This window comes from Dorea sp. AM13-35, from assembly GCF_003473885.1.
GTDB classification, from domain to species: domain Bacteria; phylum Bacillota; class Clostridia; order Lachnospirales; family Lachnospiraceae; genus Dorea_D; species Dorea_D hominis.
Genome location: NZ_QUCZ01000003.1, coordinates 167470 through 185482, shown reverse-complemented (window position 1 = coordinate 185482; position 18013 = coordinate 167470). Strand labels below are relative to the sequence as shown.

Annotated in this window: 15 protein-coding genes, 2 tRNA genes and 1 pseudogene; 11 read left to right on the top strand and 7 right to left on the bottom strand. The window is 43.2% G+C overall.

The window, feature by feature from the left end; all coding sequences use genetic code 11:
• The first annotated feature begins 18 nt into the window (after window positions 1–18).
• Window positions 19–435 (top strand): ATP synthase F1 subunit epsilon, encoded by a 417-nt coding sequence (atpC, locus tag DW152_RS05190; protein WP_117537530.1) that lies wholly within the window; start codon window positions 19–21, stop codon window positions 433–435.
• Window positions 436–510: 75 nt separating this feature from the next.
• On the opposite strand, the gene DW152_RS05185 is transcribed toward atpC, so the two are convergent.
• The 3 genes from DW152_RS05185 to DW152_RS13730 all read right to left on the bottom strand — a co-directional run bounded on the left by DW152_RS05185 (window position 511) and on the right by DW152_RS13730 (window position 4582).
• Window positions 511–2700, bottom strand: coding sequence for a leucine-rich repeat protein (locus DW152_RS05185; protein ID WP_118288120.1), 2190 nt, complete (start codon window positions 2698–2700; stop codon window positions 511–513).
• Window positions 2701–2715: 15 nt separating this feature from the next.
• Window positions 2716–4302 (bottom strand): Ig-like domain-containing protein, encoded by a 1587-nt coding sequence (locus tag DW152_RS05180; RefSeq protein WP_158570022.1) that lies wholly within the window; start codon window positions 4300–4302, stop codon window positions 2716–2718.
• Window positions 4303–4417: 115 nt separating this feature from the next.
• Complete coding sequence (locus DW152_RS13730; protein ID WP_279209144.1) at window positions 4418–4582, bottom strand: helix-turn-helix domain-containing protein; 165 nt, start codon at window positions 4580–4582, stop codon at window positions 4418–4420.
• 4 nt (window positions 4583–4586) lie between these two features.
• Here DW152_RS13730 and DW152_RS13800 point away from each other — a divergent pair.
• The 5 genes and pseudogenes from DW152_RS13800 to DW152_RS05150 form a co-directional block, all read left to right on the top strand.
• A pseudogene (locus DW152_RS13800) lies at window positions 4587–4739 on the top strand (L-arabinose isomerase family protein); the annotation flags it as partial.
• Between the two features lie 534 nt (window positions 4740–5273).
• On the top strand, window positions 5274–5939 hold the full coding sequence (locus DW152_RS05165; RefSeq protein ID WP_118288117.1) for a phosphatase PAP2 family protein: 666 nt from the start codon (window positions 5274–5276) through the stop codon (window positions 5937–5939).
• Window positions 5929–6987, top strand: a complete 1059-nt coding sequence (locus tag DW152_RS05160) for a lysylphosphatidylglycerol synthase transmembrane domain-containing protein (protein WP_021859581.1) — start codon at window positions 5929–5931, stop codon at window positions 6985–6987. Before DW152_RS05165 ends, DW152_RS05160 begins: the two co-directional genes overlap by 11 nt.
• 26 nt (window positions 6988–7013) lie before the next feature.
• A complete protein-coding gene (locus DW152_RS05155) occupies window positions 7014–7682 on the top strand; it encodes a CDP-alcohol phosphatidyltransferase family protein (RefSeq protein WP_021859580.1) in 669 nt (222 codons plus the stop codon).
• Between the two features lie 48 nt (window positions 7683–7730).
• Window positions 7731–8606 (top strand): phosphatidylserine decarboxylase, encoded by an 876-nt coding sequence (locus DW152_RS05150; RefSeq protein WP_118288116.1) that lies wholly within the window; start codon window positions 7731–7733, stop codon window positions 8604–8606.
• A 53-nt stretch (window positions 8607–8659) separates the two neighbouring features.
• Here the strand turns inward: DW152_RS05150 and DW152_RS05145 are convergent, their stop codons facing one another.
• The 3 genes from DW152_RS05145 to aroF are packed head-to-tail and all read right to left on the bottom strand — an operon-like array spanning window position 8660 to window position 11545.
• Entirely contained in the window at window positions 8660–9403 is a 744-nt protein-coding gene (locus tag DW152_RS05145; RefSeq protein WP_118288115.1) for an SDR family NAD(P)-dependent oxidoreductase, read from the bottom strand.
• Between the two features lie 51 nt (window positions 9404–9454).
• Window positions 9455–10516, bottom strand: coding sequence for a 3-dehydroquinate synthase (gene aroB / locus DW152_RS05140; RefSeq protein ID WP_118288114.1), 1062 nt, complete (start codon window positions 10514–10516; stop codon window positions 9455–9457).
• An 18-nt stretch (window positions 10517–10534) separates the two neighbouring features.
• Window positions 10535–11545: a 3-deoxy-7-phosphoheptulonate synthase gene (gene aroF / locus DW152_RS05135; RefSeq protein ID WP_118288113.1), complete on the bottom strand. Its 1011-nt coding sequence runs from the start codon at window positions 11543–11545 to the stop codon at window positions 10535–10537.
• Window positions 11546–11896: 351 nt separating this feature from the next.
• On the opposite strand from aroF, the gene DW152_RS05130 reads away from it, so the two are divergent.
• A complete protein-coding gene (locus DW152_RS05130; RefSeq protein WP_243059806.1) occupies window positions 11897–12820 on the top strand; it encodes a S66 peptidase family protein in 924 nt (307 codons plus the stop codon).
• A 20-nt stretch (window positions 12821–12840) separates the two neighbouring features.
• Here the strand turns inward: DW152_RS05130 and DW152_RS05125 are convergent, their stop codons facing one another.
• Window positions 12841–15090 (bottom strand): DNA topoisomerase III, encoded by a 2250-nt coding sequence (locus DW152_RS05125; RefSeq protein WP_118288112.1) that lies wholly within the window; start codon window positions 15088–15090, stop codon window positions 12841–12843.
• 175 nt (window positions 15091–15265) lie between these two features.
• Between DW152_RS05125 and DW152_RS05120 the strand changes: the two genes are divergently transcribed.
• The 4 genes from DW152_RS05120 to DW152_RS05105 all read left to right on the top strand — a co-directional run bounded on the left by DW152_RS05120 (window position 15266) and on the right by DW152_RS05105 (window position 17749).
• A tRNA-Glu gene (locus DW152_RS05120) sits at window positions 15266–15337 on the top strand.
• A 42-nt stretch (window positions 15338–15379) separates the two neighbouring features.
• Window positions 15380–15450 (top strand) — tRNA-Cys (locus DW152_RS05115).
• A 223-nt stretch (window positions 15451–15673) separates the two neighbouring features.
• The gene (locus DW152_RS05110; protein WP_118288111.1) at window positions 15674–17158 is read left to right on the top strand and encodes an AAA family ATPase; all 1485 of its coding nucleotides are present in this window, start codon (window positions 15674–15676) and stop codon (window positions 17156–17158) included.
• Between the two features lie 78 nt (window positions 17159–17236).
• A complete protein-coding gene (locus tag DW152_RS05105) occupies window positions 17237–17749 on the top strand; it encodes a nitroreductase family protein (protein ID WP_118288110.1) in 513 nt (170 codons plus the stop codon).
• Window positions 17750–18013: the final 264 nt, after the last annotated feature.

The following is an 18013-nucleotide window of genomic DNA, read 5'->3' as shown; positions in this document are numbered from 1 at the left end:
CAGTGAAGGAGTGAAATTATGGATACATTTCAGTTGAAAGTCATATCCAGCGACAGAGTGTTCTACGAAGGACGCTGTAAACAGCTTATCATTCCGGCACCGGACGGACAGAAAGGCATCCTGCCGCATCATGAAAATATGATCATTGCAGTGGAAATCGGTGAACTGCATCTGCAGGATGAAGAAGGAAACTGGATTACCGCTTCGGTTTCTAAAGGTTTTGCAGAGATTATGAACAACCGTGTCTCCGTACTGGTAAATACAGCGGAGAGCCCGGAAGAGATTGATGTCAGACGTGCGACAGAAGCCAAAGAGCGTGCTCAGGAGCAGCTCCGGCAGAAGCAGAGTATTCAGGAATACCAGCTGTCGCAGGCATCGCTTGCAAGAGCGATGGCAAGACTTCGTGCATCGAAGGAAAAAGACTGGCGGATTTAATAAAAGGGGACGGGGCTTTTCTGGAAAAGCCCCGTCCCCTTTTAAGTCGTTATGAGATTACAGAGAGCAAGCCAGTTATTTCACCGTCGCATTTTTCGAAAGCCCCTTTTTCAGGAAGATTTTCTTATAAGATTTTACTTTCCCTTTCGGCACAGTGATGATCGCTTTTGCATGTGTTTTCGTAAATGCCTGGCTACCGACGCGGGCAGTTGTAAGCTGCGAGGTTTTGATGGTGACAGCCTTTAAATTCTTGCAGCCATAGAATGCTTTCTTGCCGATGTTTGTTACGGTTGACGGGATAACGATTTTCTTAACTTTCGTGTTACCTTTAAAAGCATTGCTCGCAATCTTAGTTACACGGTAAGTTTTGCCGTCACGCTTGACATACGTCGGTATTGTAACCGTGCCGGATGCTTTCTTTGAAGGTTTGTATGTTGTGTTACCACTGATCTTCGGAGCGGTATTGCCGGTAATGCTGATGCGGAGTGTCGGGCGGTCCACGGAGTTATTTGTAGAATATTTCTCTATATAATCTGCAGTGCTGTAAGTGTTATCATTGATAAAATATGTCAGATACAGCGTCCCTTTTTTCTTACCGGTCAGCACTTGCTTTCCGGCATTTCCGGAAAGTGTGGCAGTGCTGCTCTTTACCGGAGTTCCTTTGGCATTTGTAATCTTCCAGATTCCTTTTTTGGCGTTAAAACCGTAATAGTCAGCACCTTTTGTGTTGGTTGCTACCAGTTTAATCTTTGATAAAGAATAGTGCTGCTTTATATTGACTGATTTTGGCGCACCGCTTTTCACACTGATATCACTAAGCGGAAGTGTCGGGATAAGATCATCTACTTTGCTGGAAACGGAAGATAATGTTTCTGTGTAAGAGCCGCCTGCTGCGCTCATCAGTCCGTTTCTGCGGATGCGTTTCAATAATTCATCTCCATATTTATATTTTTTTACAGTTCCCCAGTTGATGCCATCCGGATCCGTCATGCTCGCCTGGATGTAGCTTCGTTTCTTAAGATTCGTGCGGGCATTCTTAGAACCTGCGCCGGTGAAGCTGGCGAGAACGTAAGAATTTAATTTACCGCCTCTTAAGTTGCGGTCATATTCAACGATTGTAACATCGTAATTGATATAGACCGGACATTTATAATAAGTCGTTGCAGTCTGTGTTTTTGTCTGCTGCTGGATAAGAGCTGCAGTATAAGGCAGGAGTGAAAGAGATACTTCGGAAGTATTTTCCGTTGAACGCTCTTCGCTCTCCTCTTTTGACCAGCCTTTCTCAATGGACTGGCTGGCAGAAAATCCGATGGAAGTTTCCAAATCTCCGAAGAATGGAAGACTCTTGGAATGTGTAACTGTAACGGATTCTTCATAAGTATAAGATTTGGAGCCACTGATGCTGCTCAAAGCACCGTAAGTAGTTGAATTTGTCAGCGACTGCGTGCCGGACACTTCCACGCCACTGTTGTTGCGGATATCGGAGCTGTAAATATTACTGGTCTTTTTCTCGTCACTAATCACCCGCTTGTAGGAGTTATCGTACATTGGGAAAATCGGTGACACACGGAAATTATGAAAATACACAGCGTAAGCTTTGTAGCGTCCGGCGATATCACTGTCTTTTGCACGGAGTGCACCATGCCAGCGGACAACAACCGGAGATTCTTCGGTATCATTGGAAATGGAATCGAGTTTTTTTAATGGAAGCGATCCAAGCGGTGTACGCGTAAGATCATTTGCGATATGCTGCTGTGCATTCGCAAGACTGCTTTCACTGAAATACCCGCCCCAGTTATACCAGGCATCGTCCAGTTTCAGCTCAGATTTCCGCCGATTTCCATAAATGGTCATATTACAAAGTGTATCATTCAGATAACCATAATTTCCCTGCCCTTTTTCGACAGATAAGATCCATCCAAGATAATCCCAGTCGGACAGCAGATAGTCGCCCTTGCGTGTGCCCATAGGAACGTCATCATCTATAATGTAAGATTGTAGTGCTTTTTTATAACATTCCGCCGGAAGCATGGAGAGATCTGTATTAGTATTACGGTAAAAAACGCGGTCACTGCCGAGATCCTGTGAGTCTTTATCGATGAAAGTTTTCGGAAGATCCACAAGCCCATTTATAATCGCTTCCGGCGATTCATTTCCGGCCTTTACCTGAGTCATTGGAATACAGGAAAAAATCATGACAGAGGAAAGTGCCAGGGCAAATGTTTTCTTCCAGATTCTTATTTTTCGTTTATCATTCTTTTTCATAATGCACCATCCTTTCTAATATACCTTGACGGAAACTGTTGCTTTTCTGCCACTGCCATCGGTTGCGGCGGCTGTAATCTTTACAGTTTTTCCTTTTCCGGCTTTTAAAGCCTTTGCGACACCTTTGGAGGAAACAGTCATATATTTCGTGTTTGAAGAAGTGAAGGTTAAAGCTTTATTTGCACCTGCGGATGCAGTGACAACTGCCTTTAATTTCGTACTTTTTCCGGCTTTTATTTTTGACGGTGCAGTGACTTTCAGCTTCTTTACAATCCCTTTCATGGAAGTAATCTTAAAAGAGCCTTGTACTTTACTGCCATCTTTGGATAAGGCAGTGATGGTAACGGATTTTCCACCGCTGTTTTTCTTTAAAGTGACAACACCTTTGGAAGAAATAGTAGCAACTTTAGTGTTACTTGATTTCCATTGCAGAGCTTTATTGGTTGCGTTGGAAGGAGAAATCGTGGCTTTTAAAGTGAGCTTTTTCCCGGCAGCAATCTTGTGGGAAAGACCGGATAACCGGATTTTCTTTACTTTATAAACCGGATTTTCTGGTTTGTCAGGCTTTGGCGTTTCATTTTCATTGATTACCATTGCATTCTTTTCGAACATGGTATTATTGGAAGAAACCGTACCAGCTGATAAATAATTTACTTTTGAAAGATCAACATACATTGCAGGACGTAAAGGATAGTAATCCTGGGATGCCATGCTGGTTTTCATGATTTCACCTGTCGTTTGGACACTGTCATACAATGCTCTCGTTGTACCATAAGTTTCTAATCTCCAGTTGCAGTTTCCGGCATATTGTGGACGTTTGTCACGCCAGACATTCTGTGCAAATGCAAAGTCTGTACACTTCGCGCGTCTTGCATTATCTTCCAGCAGGGTGACATCTGTGAATCCATATGCCAGAGCTTCCGAACCGTAGGCTTCCGAGTTGCTTAACAGAAAAAGTTTATTTACAGAAGGCTTATAATTATTGCGGGTTGTATCAACGACAGCAGCCTGTTCTTCGGAAGAAAATATCTGGAAAAATAGTTTGTTATTAAAGAAGTCAGGAATATCTGTCAGACTTCCCCGGTAGAAAATCTTGTCAGCAAGAAGAAAAGCGGTGGATTTATTCATCTTTAACACACGCCATTTCAATGGCTCGTATCGAAAATAGTGCCAGGTGCTGTCATCTTCCCAAGGGAAAATATTATAAGTCTGGGAATATTTAGTGGTTGGCCAGTAGTCCGGATCCAGGAGAGAAGAAACATCCGTCTGGCTGCGGCAAAGCCTCCGATATTTGTAGTTTCCAATGGTAATATCTCCGTTTTCATCCCACTGGGAGTCGTCGGCAGCTTTTAATTTTTCGTAAATTTGTCCATTTTCTGCTGTGACTTCAGACTGCGGATAGCTTCCGAGCCAGACGCAGTCCCAGGTGACTTTCTTCCCGGCATAGAGAGAAGAATCATCGGTGATTTTCGGATTGGATAAAGTGTCGGATGCCCGGACGGTCTCCGCCGGACAGATAAGTGAGGACAACGTTCCTGTCACGGTAAGAATCGAGACAAGAAAGATGCCGGAGAATATTTTCTTAAGATGTAGTCTGTTCATAGTGCGCCTCCTTTTCATGATTTTGATAAGTATAGATTTTAACGTTCACTTCTCTATCTTTATCATATGAAAAGGGGACAAAAATCATAGTGTCTGCCGGTCACATATTAGGAAATCAATGGCTATGGCGGTATTTCGCAGGGGTTGTGTCATATTTTTGCTGGAATATTTTATAAAAATAGCCTTTGTTGTTATAACCGACGGTGTGCATAATCTCGTCTACGGTTTTATCCGTGTGTTCCGGCATGGATTCCGCATGTTCCAGACGGATCTTCTGCACATAGAATGTAGTATCACAGGCAGATATCGATACACTGGGTGAAGAATATTATGACAAATATGAGATCCTTCTGGAAGGAAGAGATGAGAAAGAATTCCGCGAGCATGTTGCGGTGCAGGCGGGAATTGAAATTGGATTTGAGAGATCTCTGGAACAGTCTGGCATATTAAAATAGGACTGCAGATTGGGAGGTTTGCAGTCCTGAGGAAAAAGTTATGAAAAAGAATTATAAGTGTTCGTTTTCTTCGAACAATTATAGTATAGGCAGAAATTGTGATGAAAGTGTGATGAGATTAAGAAAAAAATGTTAACAAATACATTTTCTTATAAAAAGTCATTAAGCCACAAACCCATTCCTGTGCAAGCCCATCGTGGTTGCAGGCTTATGACCCTGGCATAAGAATATTAAAATTAAAAAATGCCAGACGAATTGCTCCGTACAGCGTACTCTCGCAATTCTGCCCAATATTCGCATATCGCGAAGCTTGCGCTTCCCTTTTATGCTCATATCGGGGCGGGTCATTAAGCCATGCATCCACTCCTGAGCAAGCCCATCGTGGTTGCAGGCTTATGACCCTGGCATCTTAAATTCTGAAGAAACTTTAAAGATATTTTAAAGAAATAAGAAGAATGTGCACAAGCAGGAAAAAGTCTGCTATAATGAACAACATACGGTGAAAAGAGGTGCATTATGAAGAAAGACACGACACAGAAGAAAAAAATGATACCTTCTTATGCAATACTTCCGCTGCTGATCTGTGTAGCCGTGAATTTCACAGTTTATATAGGAACAGATAAGCTGATGGAGCACCGCAATTTTTATGATCTGACCTTACCGATTGACAGAATGGTTCCGGTGATTCCAGCATTTTCAGTCATTTATATCGGATGTTATTTATTCTGGATCGTAAATTATATTATGATCACCAGAATGAACAGAAGCCACTGTTATCGTTTTATTCTGGCGGATGTTATGTCAAGACTTGTATGTGGTTTCTTTTATATTGTAATGCCGACAACGAATGTGCGTCCGGTAGTGAATGGAACAGATATTTTCAGCCAGATGTTAAGATGGGTGTATCAGATAGATGATCCGACCAGATTGTTTCCGTCAATTCATTGTCTGGTAAGCTGGTTCTGTTATATCGGAATCCGTGGACAGAGGCAGATACCGAAGTGGTATCAGAGGTTCAGTTTTGTATTTGCAATTTTAGTCTGTGTATCAACGCAGGTAACAAAGCAGCATTATATTGTGGATGTTTTTGGAGGCATTGCTGTGGCAGAGATTTGTTACCGGATTTCCGGTAAGATTATGGAGCGGCGAAGCCGGGAAAAGGGGAAAAAGATTGTTAAATAAGAAGAAAAGTATTGCGAATACCATTTTTCTGGTTTTGATTTTCGCATTAACACTTTACAGTGTATTCCATGGTGAAGATCTTCCGGCGGTGCTCAGGACGATCGGTGAAGTGAATCCGTGGTATCTGATACCGGGAACAGCAGGTGTAATCCTGTTTATCTGGGGGGAATCGATCATTATCTGGTATATGTTCGGTACACTGGATATTCATGAAAAGAAACGGACGTGTTTTTTATATTCCTGTGTAGGTTTCTTCTTTAGTGCGGTGACACCGTCTGCAAGCGGCGGACAGCCGATGCAGATCTATTATATGAGAAAGAATAAAATACCGATTCCGGTAGCAACGCTTGTACTGATGATCGTTACGATTACATACAAATCTGTACTGGTATTTGTTGGTCTGTTCGTTGCATTTTTCCAGAGAGGATTTGTTCATAAATATCTGGAAGGAATACTGCCGATTTTTTATCTGGGAGTTGCATTAAATGTAGGCTGTTGTGTTGCAATGTCGATTCTGGCATTTCATCCGGAGCTTGCCAAATGGATCATGATGAAAGGTCTCAGGCTTCTGGAAAAGAGCCGGCTTATGAAACATAAGGAAAAGAGAACGAAAAAGCTTGCAGATTCTATGGAACAGTATAAGGCTACGGCGGCTTATTTCGGAACGCATAAGAAAGTGATCTTTAATGTTATACTGATTACATTTTTTCAGAGATTTTCATTATTTTTTGTAACATGGTTTGTATACAAAGCTTTCGGACTGCACGGAACGAGCATATATGATGTAGTGATGCTGCAGGCAGTCGTATCTGTATCAGTGGATATGCTCCCACTTCCGGGAGGAATGGGAATTAGTGAGAATCTGTTCCTGATTATTTTTAAAACAGTATTTACAGCAGGACTTCTGTTACCGGGAATGGTACTGAGCAGAGGAATTGCGTTTTATGTACAACTTCTCTTCAGCGCAACACTGACATTGGTTGCGCATGTTCGGATAGGACGAGGGCGGGAAGAGACAACAGAAACTTGTGAACAACAGGCTGGCTAATTCAGCGGAAAGAAAAGAGGGAAAAAATGATAGGAATTTATAATTATACGGTTGTGCTGACTTATATGAGTCTCTGCTCTTCCGTTTTTGGAATGACACAGGCAATACACGGACATTTTAAGATTGCGATTTTCTGTCTTGCATTATCCGGGCTTTGCGATATGTTTGACGGCAAAGTTGCGCGTTCTAAGAAAGACCGTACAGATGATGAGAAAGCTTTTGGTATCCAGATTGATTCACTGTGTGATGTAGTCTGTTTCGGAATCTTTCCGGCAATGATTTGTTATCTGCTGGGAGTACGTGGACCAATTGGTCTGCTTTTAATTGCATTTTATTGTATCAATTCGGTGATCCGGCTTGCTTATTTTAATGTAATGGAAGCAAAACAGGCACTGGTAACAGAGAGCGGAGAGAAGTTCTATAAGGGATTGCCGATCACATCCATGGCAATTGTATTGCCATTGGTATTCATGATCCAGTTTTTTGTACCGGATTTTGTTTTCCGTATCTGCCTGCATCTGGCACTGTTTATTGTCGGACTGTTATTTGTTGTAGACTTTAAATTAAAAAAACCAGGCAATAAAACACTTGCACTTCTTGTGCTGGTCGTTGGCGCGGCAGTGATCATTATGATGATATTTACAAAGTACAAAGTAAATATGCAGATGAACTGGCCATGGCTTTGCAGAAGATAAAAGGTTACATAAGAGATTAGAAGACGGCAGGATATGAGGAGAACACAGATGAAATACAGAGACCGGGAAGGCAGAGATGTCGGTGTTGAGACCGGACAGGATCAGTTTTTAAAACATTTATATGGAAATGCATTTGGAAGAGCTGTTATCCGGATCATGATCCGTCCGTGGGTGAGCAGGCTTGGCGGATATGTTCTGGACAGTTTCATATCCAAGATAGGCATCCGTCCGTTTGTAAAAAAGAACAATATTGACTTGTCTATGTGTGAGAAGACAAAGTTTCGTTCATATAATGATTTCTTTACAAGAAAATTAAGAGAAGAAGCACGCATACCACAGGGAGATGAAAAGACGTTGATCAGTCCTTGCGATGGGAAATTAAGCGTATATCCGATCAGTGATATAGCAGGTAGAGAGAATACATTCCGGATCAAGGATACACTTTATACAACCTCATCACTTCTGAGATCCGGCAAACTGGCAAAGCAGTATGAGGGCGGCATGGCGCTTGTGTTCCGTCTGACAGTGGATGATTATCACAGATATTGTTACGTGGCAGACGGAGAGAAATCCCAGAATTATCATATTCAGGGAGTATTCCATACGGTGAATCCGGTAGCCAATGATGTGTATCCGATTTACAAAGAGAATACAAGAGAGTACAGCCTGCTTAAGACAAAGCGGTTTAAGACGATTTTAATGATGGAAGTCGGCGCTCTTATGGTTGGACGGATCACAAACTATGAAGAAGCAGGAACAGTCCGTAAGGGGCAGGAAAAAGGAAAGTTTGAGTTTGGAGGATCGACGATTATCCTGTTATTGCAAAAGGATGCAGCAGTGCTGGATAGCGATCTCATCCGCAATACAGAAGAAGGATATGAAACTATCGTAAAGATGGGCGAAAGAATAGGAACGGCAAAGTAATTGCCGTTCCTATTCTTTTGAGGAAAATTCATATAATGAAGATTTGCCTTAAATTAAAGTGTGGTAAACATATCAATCACCTGTCCGGTCATGACTTTCGGTGAGTCGCATAAAAGGTAGATAATACCTTTTGCTACATCTGCAGCACTGCCCATAACAGCATTGTCCTGACCGACATTGTGGTTGTATACCCGCTGTCCCGGTGTATCTACCATACCAGGGGCAACAGCATTGACTTTAATGCCATATTCTTTTGTCTGGATTGCGGTTGTCTTTGTCAGTGTCACGATACCGCCTTTTGCTACTGCGTAGCCACCCATCTGGGAAGCGATACGTCCCATGCGGGAAGAAACACTTACGATGTCACCACTATGCTGTTTGATCATAACCGGCACAACTTTGTTGATGCAGAGGAACGGAATCTTCAGATTTGACTTGATGATCTGATCCCACTGCTCTTCGCTCCACTCCCAGATCTTGATTGCCTGATGTCCGACTTTTTTATAAATCTCAGATGGGTATCCACCGGCATTATTGATCAGGATGTCAATGCGTCCAAATTGTTCTACAATAGCATCAACCATGGACTGTACCTGTGCGGCATCTGTCAGATCACGGGAAAGGGAAGTAGCTTTTCCTCCTTTTTCTTCGATCATCTGTACCGTCTCGTCCAGGTTTGCCTGCGTTCTTGCAACACAGACAACAGTTGCGCCTTCTGCGGCAATCGCGAGAGCCGCTTCTCTTCCGATGCCCTTGCCGGCACCTGTTACAATTGCAATTTTACCTTCTAATTTCATTTATTCAGCCTCCAAAAATAAGTAGTTATCAATATATAATCAATCATTTACCTAAACAATTCGTTCAGTATCGTCAAAGAAATCCAAAGCAGCCGGATAGATATAACTGTCGCCGATCCCATGGAGGAGAATCAGATTCAAGTGATTGTTCAGATTCTTCTTATCCAGTGCAATGGCTTCTGTCAAAGCGCCAAGAGCAACACCGCAGGAAGAAGGAAGTCCGTAGATTGTAAGCAGATCCTGGATTCGTATAGAGGTTCCGCCCGGTGTAAGACCTTTCTCTTCTGCGAGTTTCGTCAGTTGATACATACCGATCGCAACCGCTTCACCATGGCTCTCACGCTCATAATGATAATACTGTTCGATCGTATGTGCCAGCGTATGCCCGAAATTCAGGAGCATACGGCTTCCTGTGTCAAACTGATCTTCTTCGACTACAACACGTTTGCAGTCTACACAACGGTAAATGATATTGCCAAGTTCGTCCTTTAAGTCGGCAAAGGAAGTATGTGTTTCCAGAAGGGAAAATAATTCCGGATCCTGGATGCATCCATACTTGATCACTTCGCCCATGCCATCGTGAATGAAATGGTCAGGCAGTGTCTGTAATACTTCCGGATCTATCAGGACGAGGGAAGGCTGATAAAATGCACCAACCAGATTCTTGCCCTGCGGCAGATCAACAGCAACTTTTCCGCCAACGGAAGAGTCAACCTGCGCGAGCAGGGAAGTCGGAATCTGGACCAGTTTGATTCCACGTAAGAAACTTGCCGCTGCAAATCCTGCCAGATCACCAATCACGCCGCCGCCCAGAGCGATCAGAAGATCGCTGCGGGAAAATCGTGCCTGAAGCAATGCGTCATAGATCAGAGGAAGAGACTCAAATTTCTTCGTGGCCTCTCCATGCGGAAGCACAAGATGAAAGACTTCAAAGTCAGCTTCCAGTACTTCTGATAATGCATCTCCGTAGATCGGATAGACGTTATCGTCAGAGACGATCATGATCTTTCTGCCATGAAAGACTTCCTTAATATAAGTTCCGGCATCTGCAAGAATGTGATTCTCGATATAGATTGGATAACTGTTTTTTTCAAGATTAACGGTTAGTTTCATTGTAGCTTTACTCCTGTTCTATTGTCTGTGAATGATGTCAGCAATCTGTTTTACATCTTTCAGCAGTTCACTGTATTTTTCTGGTTTTAAGGACTGTGCTCCATCGCAGAGAGCAGCTTCCGGATTATTATGTACTTCAATCATCAGTCCGTCAGCACCGGCTGCAACAGATGCTTTTGCCATAGAATCTACGAGCCACCATTTTCCACCGGCGTGGCTTGGATCGATGATAACCGGGAGGTGTGTCAGCTTCCGCAGTACAGGAACGCTCTGCAGATCCAGTGTATTTCTTGTATATGTTTCAAAAGTACGGATACCACGTTCGCACAGAATGACATTCTCATTACCGGAAGCCATAATATACTCTGCGGACATTATCCATTCTTCATATGTCGCATTCAGACCTCTCTTTAAGAGGATCGGGCGGTCAACCTGACCGAGCTGTTTTAACAGATCAAAGTTCTGCATATTTCTTGCGCCGATCTGGATCAGATCTATTTTCTCGTTGAAGACATCCAGATATTCCGGAGACATCAGTTCTGTAACGATCGGAAGTCCGACTTCTTCTTTTACTGCGCATAAGATGTCAAGACCTTCCGGTCCAAGTCCCTGGAAAGAATACGGGCTTGTTCTAGGCTTGAATGCACCGCCTCGTAACATATTCGCTCCGGCAGCTTTGATATCCTTTGCAATGGATAATACCTGCTCGTAAGTCTCAACGGAGCAAGGCCCTGCGATGTAAGCCATGTTGCCGCTTCCAACCTTCACACCAGATACATCTACAACAGTGTCTTCCGGGTGGAAAGCACGGTTTGCCAGTTTGTAAGGCTCCTGTACATGGATAACTTTGTCAACGTATGGGTTTACTTCGAAAAGCTTTGCATCGATACGGCTTGTATCACCGATACAGCCGATGATTGTCTGACCTGCACCTTTTACAATATGGGTGTCCAGACCTTTTGTTTTGATCAGATTCTCTACGCGGTCAATTTCTTTCTGACCGGAGTGTTGTTTTAATACAATAATCATAAGTGTTCTCCTCCATATTCGCACTGTAAAATTTTAGCTGTTTAAAGTGCGAAACTATACTTATCTTAACGCGGAAGCCTATGTTTGTCAACCTTTTTAGCCCATTTTCGCAGAAAGCGGGGATTTTTCTCTGTTAGTGCTTAGCAGGTGCTGAAATATTTGTAGATTTACCGTATAAAAATGTGTATTTTAAGTATAAACACCTCTGTTTTTAGGGGGAGTAACAAAACGTTAAACAAGAGTTACGAATATTATGGAGCAAGGTATCAGTGAACTGAATTGTCAAATGAAAAATTAGCCGATATAATGAATATGAAGGCGATCATTAGTGACAGAAAAAGAGGTATAAATATGGAAGAAATAAAAAAAAGAATCCTTTATCCAAAGCCGTTGAAGGCGGGTAATCAGATCTGTCTGATCGATCCGGCAAATGCATACACAGAGGAAGCCATCGAAGCGGTCAGCAGTTATTGGAAAGGGAGAGGTTTTCAAGTGATCTGTGCACCGGAGATGGCATTTAAAAGGGGAACACCGAAAGAGCGCGCGGCAAAATTAAATAAAGTATTTGCTGATGAAGAAAATAAAGCAGTTATGTGCATCTGGGGCGGTTATGGCACCATGACACTTCTTGATTATCTGGATTATGAAATGATCCGGGAGAGAAAGCCTGTATTTACCGGATTCAGTGATATTACAGCGCTGCATCTTGCAATCGGGCAGAAGACCGGGCTGGTAACATTTCACGGAGGTGCAGTTTATGGAAGGACGAGGACGATAACAGAAGATGCCAAAGAAGCGGTATATCAGAGTGTGACGACACCGGTCAGAGGAAAAGCGTTTTCTAATTTTAACGGAGAACCTTTTCGTATATATAAAGAAGGAATTGGCGAAGGAATTCTGACAGGTGGCAATCTGACACTATTAAGCCGGCTTACCGGAACGCCTTATGAAGTGAATACGCGTGAGAAAATCCTGTTTTTTGAAGAAATAGGCGAGAAGCCATACAGGCTGCATGGCATGCTGACGCAGCTTAAGATGGCAGGAAAATTTGAAGAAGTAAAAGGAATCATTGTCGGAGATCTGAGTGGTTGTGATACGAAAGACCGTCCGGGAACAGCACTGGAAGCGGTGAAAGAGGTACTTGAAGATGTAAAATGCCCGGTCATCTATGGAGTGAGGGCCGGGCATATCGGAGATTCCATGACACTGCCATTGCACGCACAGGTGCGCATAGAGGCAGTGGAGGAATACGGTGTACAGTTCCGGGCAATATAAGAACTGCCCGGATACATGGTTTAATTATCTAATTTGATCCCGGACAATGCCTGTGCAAAGGCATTGTTGACAGGTTCTTCTTTTTGCTTGTTCAGATATTTGCGGACATCTTTTTTAGAAACACCTGCGCCTTCTTTCTGGCGTCTTGCTTTAAATGCTTCCAGTTTTTCTTTGTGTCCGCAGGAGCATACAAATGTCTCCGTATCTCCTTTCTTGATAAGCTCCATTTTCTTATGGCAGTTCGGACAGCGGGCATTGCTTGTGCGTGCGATTGTCTCGCGGTAGCCGCATTCGCGGTCCTGGCAGACGAGAAGTCTTGCGTTTTTGCCGTTCACGGCAAGCATGCGCTTTCCGCAACGTGGGCATTTATGATTGGTAAGATTATCATGCTTAAAGGTGCCGTCCGCTGTTTTGATATCCTGGATCAGAGATCGGGTGTAATCCTGAATATCATGCAGGAAAACCTGCTCTTTCTGTGTGCCTTTCGCGATGTGGGACAATTCCATCTCCCAGGAGGCGGTAAGCTCCGGCTTTTTCAGATCTTCCGGAACCAGTTCAAGCAGTTGCTTTCCTTTGGAAGTGATCAAGATTTCCTGTCCCTTTTTTTCTATCAAAAATGTGTGGAATAATTTCTCTATAATATCAGCTCTTGTCGCAACGGTTCCGAGTCCGCCGGTTTCGCCAAGTGTTTTGCGGGCAGCAGCGTCTTTTGATTCCATATATTTGACGGGATTTTCCATTGCACTAAGTAGTGTGGCTTCGGTAAATCTTGCCGGAGGTTTTGTTTTGCCGGAAGTCAGAGTGGCGCGGTCAATTGTAAGATATTCTCCTTTTTTAAGCTCTGAAAGATTCTGCCCGGATACAGAAAAATTGTGCGTTTCATTATCGAAATCGTCCTCCCAATGTGCATTGCTGTCATTCTCATACACCGCTTTCCAACCGGGAGTAAGGATTTTGTTTCCTTTGGAAGAAAATGACTGACCGGCGGCAGTTCCCTTGAGAGAAGTCTGCTCATACTCATAAGCAGGATAAAGGACACTGATAAAACGGCGCACGACGAGGTCATAGATTTTTCGCTCTTCATTTGTCATATGATCCAGCTGGACAAATTCCTCTGTTGGAATGATCGCATGGTGATCGCTGACCTTCCTGTCATCGACAAAAGATTTGCTTGTGTGGATCGGAGCTTTTAAAAGTGTTGGAACAAAGGCTTTATACGGACCGAAGTTGATAGCTTTCAGACGCTCTTTGATCGTCGGAACAACATCCGAGCTAATATAGCGGCTGTCTGTCCGCGGATAAGTCAGTACTTTATGATTTTCATACAGGCGCTGCATAATGTTCAGCGTCTCTTTTGCGGAGAAACCAAAACAGCGGTTGGCATCCCGCTGTAATTCTGTCAGATCATAGAGACCTGGTGAAAATGTTTTTTTCTTTGTTTTGTGCACATCTGTAATCTGTAAAGACTGCCGGTTTGCGGAGTTGGTTTGTGAGGTTACACCGGCTGTGCGGTTTTTTGTCAGTGCTTCACGTAATTGTTCCAGATGTTCTTTGTGAAAAGAACGGGTGCTTTTGGATTTTTCACTCTGCCATGTCCAGGTAATTCCGCCTGCCTGCAGAGTCATACCATAATAATCCTGTGGTTTGAAAGAGCGGATCTCCGTCTCTCTTGCGGCGATCATAGCAAGCGTCGGTGTCTGGACACGTCCGCAGGAGAGCTGCGCATTGTATTTACAGGTTAAGGCACGGGTCGCGTTGATGCCGACAAGCCAGTCGGCTTCGGAGCGGCTTCTTGCTGCATAATAAAGATTGTTATATTTTCTGCCGTCTTTTAAATTCTGGAATCCTTCCCGGATCGCTTTGTCTGTGACAGAAGAAATCCAGAGCCTCTTGATCGGTTTGCGGCAGCCGGACTTATCCAGAATCCAACGTGCGACCAGCTCGCCCTCGCGACCGGCATCGGTTGCGATAATGATTTCTGAAATGTCCTTCCGGAATAGTTGTGTTTTTACATGCTGGTATTGTTTAGAAGTCTGTTTAATGACGACAAGATCCCATTTCTTCGGAATCATTGGCAGGACAGACATATTCCATTCTTTGAATTTTTTATCGTAGCTTTCCGGATCAGCCAGTGTGACCAGGTGTCCGAGCGCCCATGTGACAACGTAGGAATTGCCTTCGATTGCACCGGTCAGATTTTTATGACACTTCAGCACGCGCGCAATATCGCGTGCGACCGAAGGCTTTTCTGCTAAAACGAGTGATTTCATAGATGTAAGTCTCCTTAAATAAGAGTTTTTTTATTCAACATAGCGGATTTCGGGCGGGGTGTCAACTGTTCAGATATTTGCAAAAAAAATTGCAAAAAAAGTTAAAAAATACTTGCAATCTGTATGTGAGTGTGTTATATTAATCTTCGGTCACGTTTGATAGTGATTTATATAAGGCTCCATGGTCAAGCGGTTAAGACATCGCCCTTTCACGGCGGTAACACGGGTTCGATTCCCGTTGGAGTCACTCAGAGCTTTCGGGCTTTTTCATATATAGTATCTATAATATGGCGCCATAGCCAAGTGGTAAGGCAAAGGTCTGCAACACCTCTATCACCAGTTCAAATCTGGTTGGCGCCTCTAAAAAAGCTTTAGGTTAATTCCTGAAGCTTTTTTGATGTTAGAAAAAAAGTATCTATTGGCATTTCTGCAGGTGATAAAGTTTCGTGAACATAAAAGAAGTATTTTAAGGGTGGACGCACTCCGGCAGATACGTTATAATTATGCATGGATATGCATAAAAGTAAGGCAATACATAAGAAAAGAAATATAAATATTTACAAAGATATAAAAGGAGAGCGCTATGCCAGTATTTGATTTTAACAATACTCCGGATGACAAAAAAGCAGCGGAGTGCACATACACGATTTTTTACTCCAGTGAAGGAGAAGCAACACCGGAAAAACCAATGATGGTGCTGGATAACCAGATGAAAAAATGGGAACATCATTCCCTTGGAATGTTTACAAACCCGGTAAAACGTACTGCATTTGAATTTCAGCAGGAGACGGGAACTGTCAGTGCGGACATTCTGAAAATTGACGCAAGATTTGTAAGCCTTCTGAAATGGCTCGGCGAAAATCATATCAATGTCCGCCTGTCAGGAGAGAATACAGAAGAAGGTTATGCAGTTTACAAGATCCGTGAGATTGCTTTCGGCGGTGGAACAAAGCTTTCGGCGGAAGATGGATTTTTACAGTTTATGATTGAGCGTCTGCTTGCCAGCGATGCGCCGACTTCACAGGTCAGTGACGAAGAACTGGAAGAGATGGGTGACAGCATGAAGCTCACCAGCTTACAGAGCATCATTGATTTTATGGACTGTGCCGGAAATACACTGCCGGATAATATCCGTCTCTGGGCGAGAAGAAACCTGGCGGTTGCAAGATCCCACGAAGTCTCACCGGAAGAGCGCAGACATGCACAGAGAGCGCTTTCCATTATGATGAATGTGCAATGGAAGAGTGATTATTTTGAAGCAATCGATCCGGAAGAAGCAAGACGGATTCTGGATGAAGAATTATATGGAATGGAAAAAGTAAAACAACGTATCATTGAGACGATCATCCAGATCAATCGTACGCATACGCTGCCGGCATACGGACTGTTGCTGGTAGGTCCTGCCGGAACCGGTAAATCCCAGATCGCCTATGCAGTGGCAAGAATTCTGAAACTGCCGTGGACAACACTGGATATGAGTTCCATCAATGATCCGGAGCAGCTTACCGGAAGTTCCCGTATTTATTCCAACGCAAAGCCGGGAATTATTATGGATGCATTTGCAATGGCAGGAGAATCCAATCTTGTATTTATTATTAATGAACTGGACAAGGCCGCATCCGGAAAAGGCAACGGCAACCCAGCAGATGTTCTGCTGACATTGTTAGATAACCTTGGATTTACAGACAATTATATGGAATGTATGGTGCCGACTGTGGGTGTTTATCCGATCGCAACAGCTAATGACAAAGAACAGATCAGTGCGCCATTGATGTCACGTTTCGCAGTGATCGACATTCCGGATTACTCATTTGAAGAGAAGAAAGTGATTTTCTCAAAATTCTCACTTCCAAAAGTGCTCAAACGAATGAGCCTGAAAGAAGAAGAGTGTATCGTGACAGACGATGCACTGGATGCGGTTATTGAAAAATATGCAGATACGACAGGTATCCGTGATCTGGAGCAGGCAGCAGAGCATATTGCAGCAAATGCACTTTATCAAATCGAAGTGGAGCATAAAGGAGCGATCACATACACAAGAGAAATGGTAAATGAACTGCTTGGTTAATCTGTCGCAATAAATATTTACATATGGCAATAAAAAGCAGAGCAGTATTACAGGAACGGATAGCAGGAGGATATGACAATGGAATTACTTGATGTAATGAAAAAAAGATTTTCAGTACGCAAATACAAAGAGCAGCAGGTAGAGCCGGAGAAGCTGGCGAAAATCCTGGAAGCAGCACACGTTGCACCAACAGCTACCAATGCGCAGCCGGTGCGGCTGATCGTGGTACAGAGTGAAGTGGGCCGTGCAAAACTGGACAAAGCCGCTCGCCTTTATGGTGCACCGACAGTTATTATCGTATGCGCCGATCACGATAAAGCATGGGTGCGCAAATACGACCAGATGCAGACGACAGATATCGATGCTTCGATTCTGACAGATCATATGATGCTGGAAGCAACCGAACAGGGACTTGGAAGCTTGTGGGTATGCTGGTTTGATCCAAAGATTGTCAGAGAAGAGTTCGAACTTCCGGATAATCTGGAACCAATCAATCTGCTGGCACTTGGTTATGCGGATACAGAAGAAAAAGGATCGGATCGTCATAAAACAGAGCGAATCAGCCTGGATGAACTGGTGACGTATAAGTAAGAAAAAGGATGCCATTGATATCTGATTTTCTACATTTTTATTTGTTGTGAATGCCTGTAGTTATATACAGGCATTTTTGCGTTAGGATAAAACCCTGTTTTTCCGGTCTCTTTTGCATTCCGTTATAGAACACAATAAGAACTCTTTATAAGAATTCACTTATTTCTACAGTTTCAAATACATAAAACGATAAAAGTTAAGATATTCTTAATTTTCGCAAAAAAGACACAAAATGGAAGATTTTTCTGATAAAACAAAGTATAA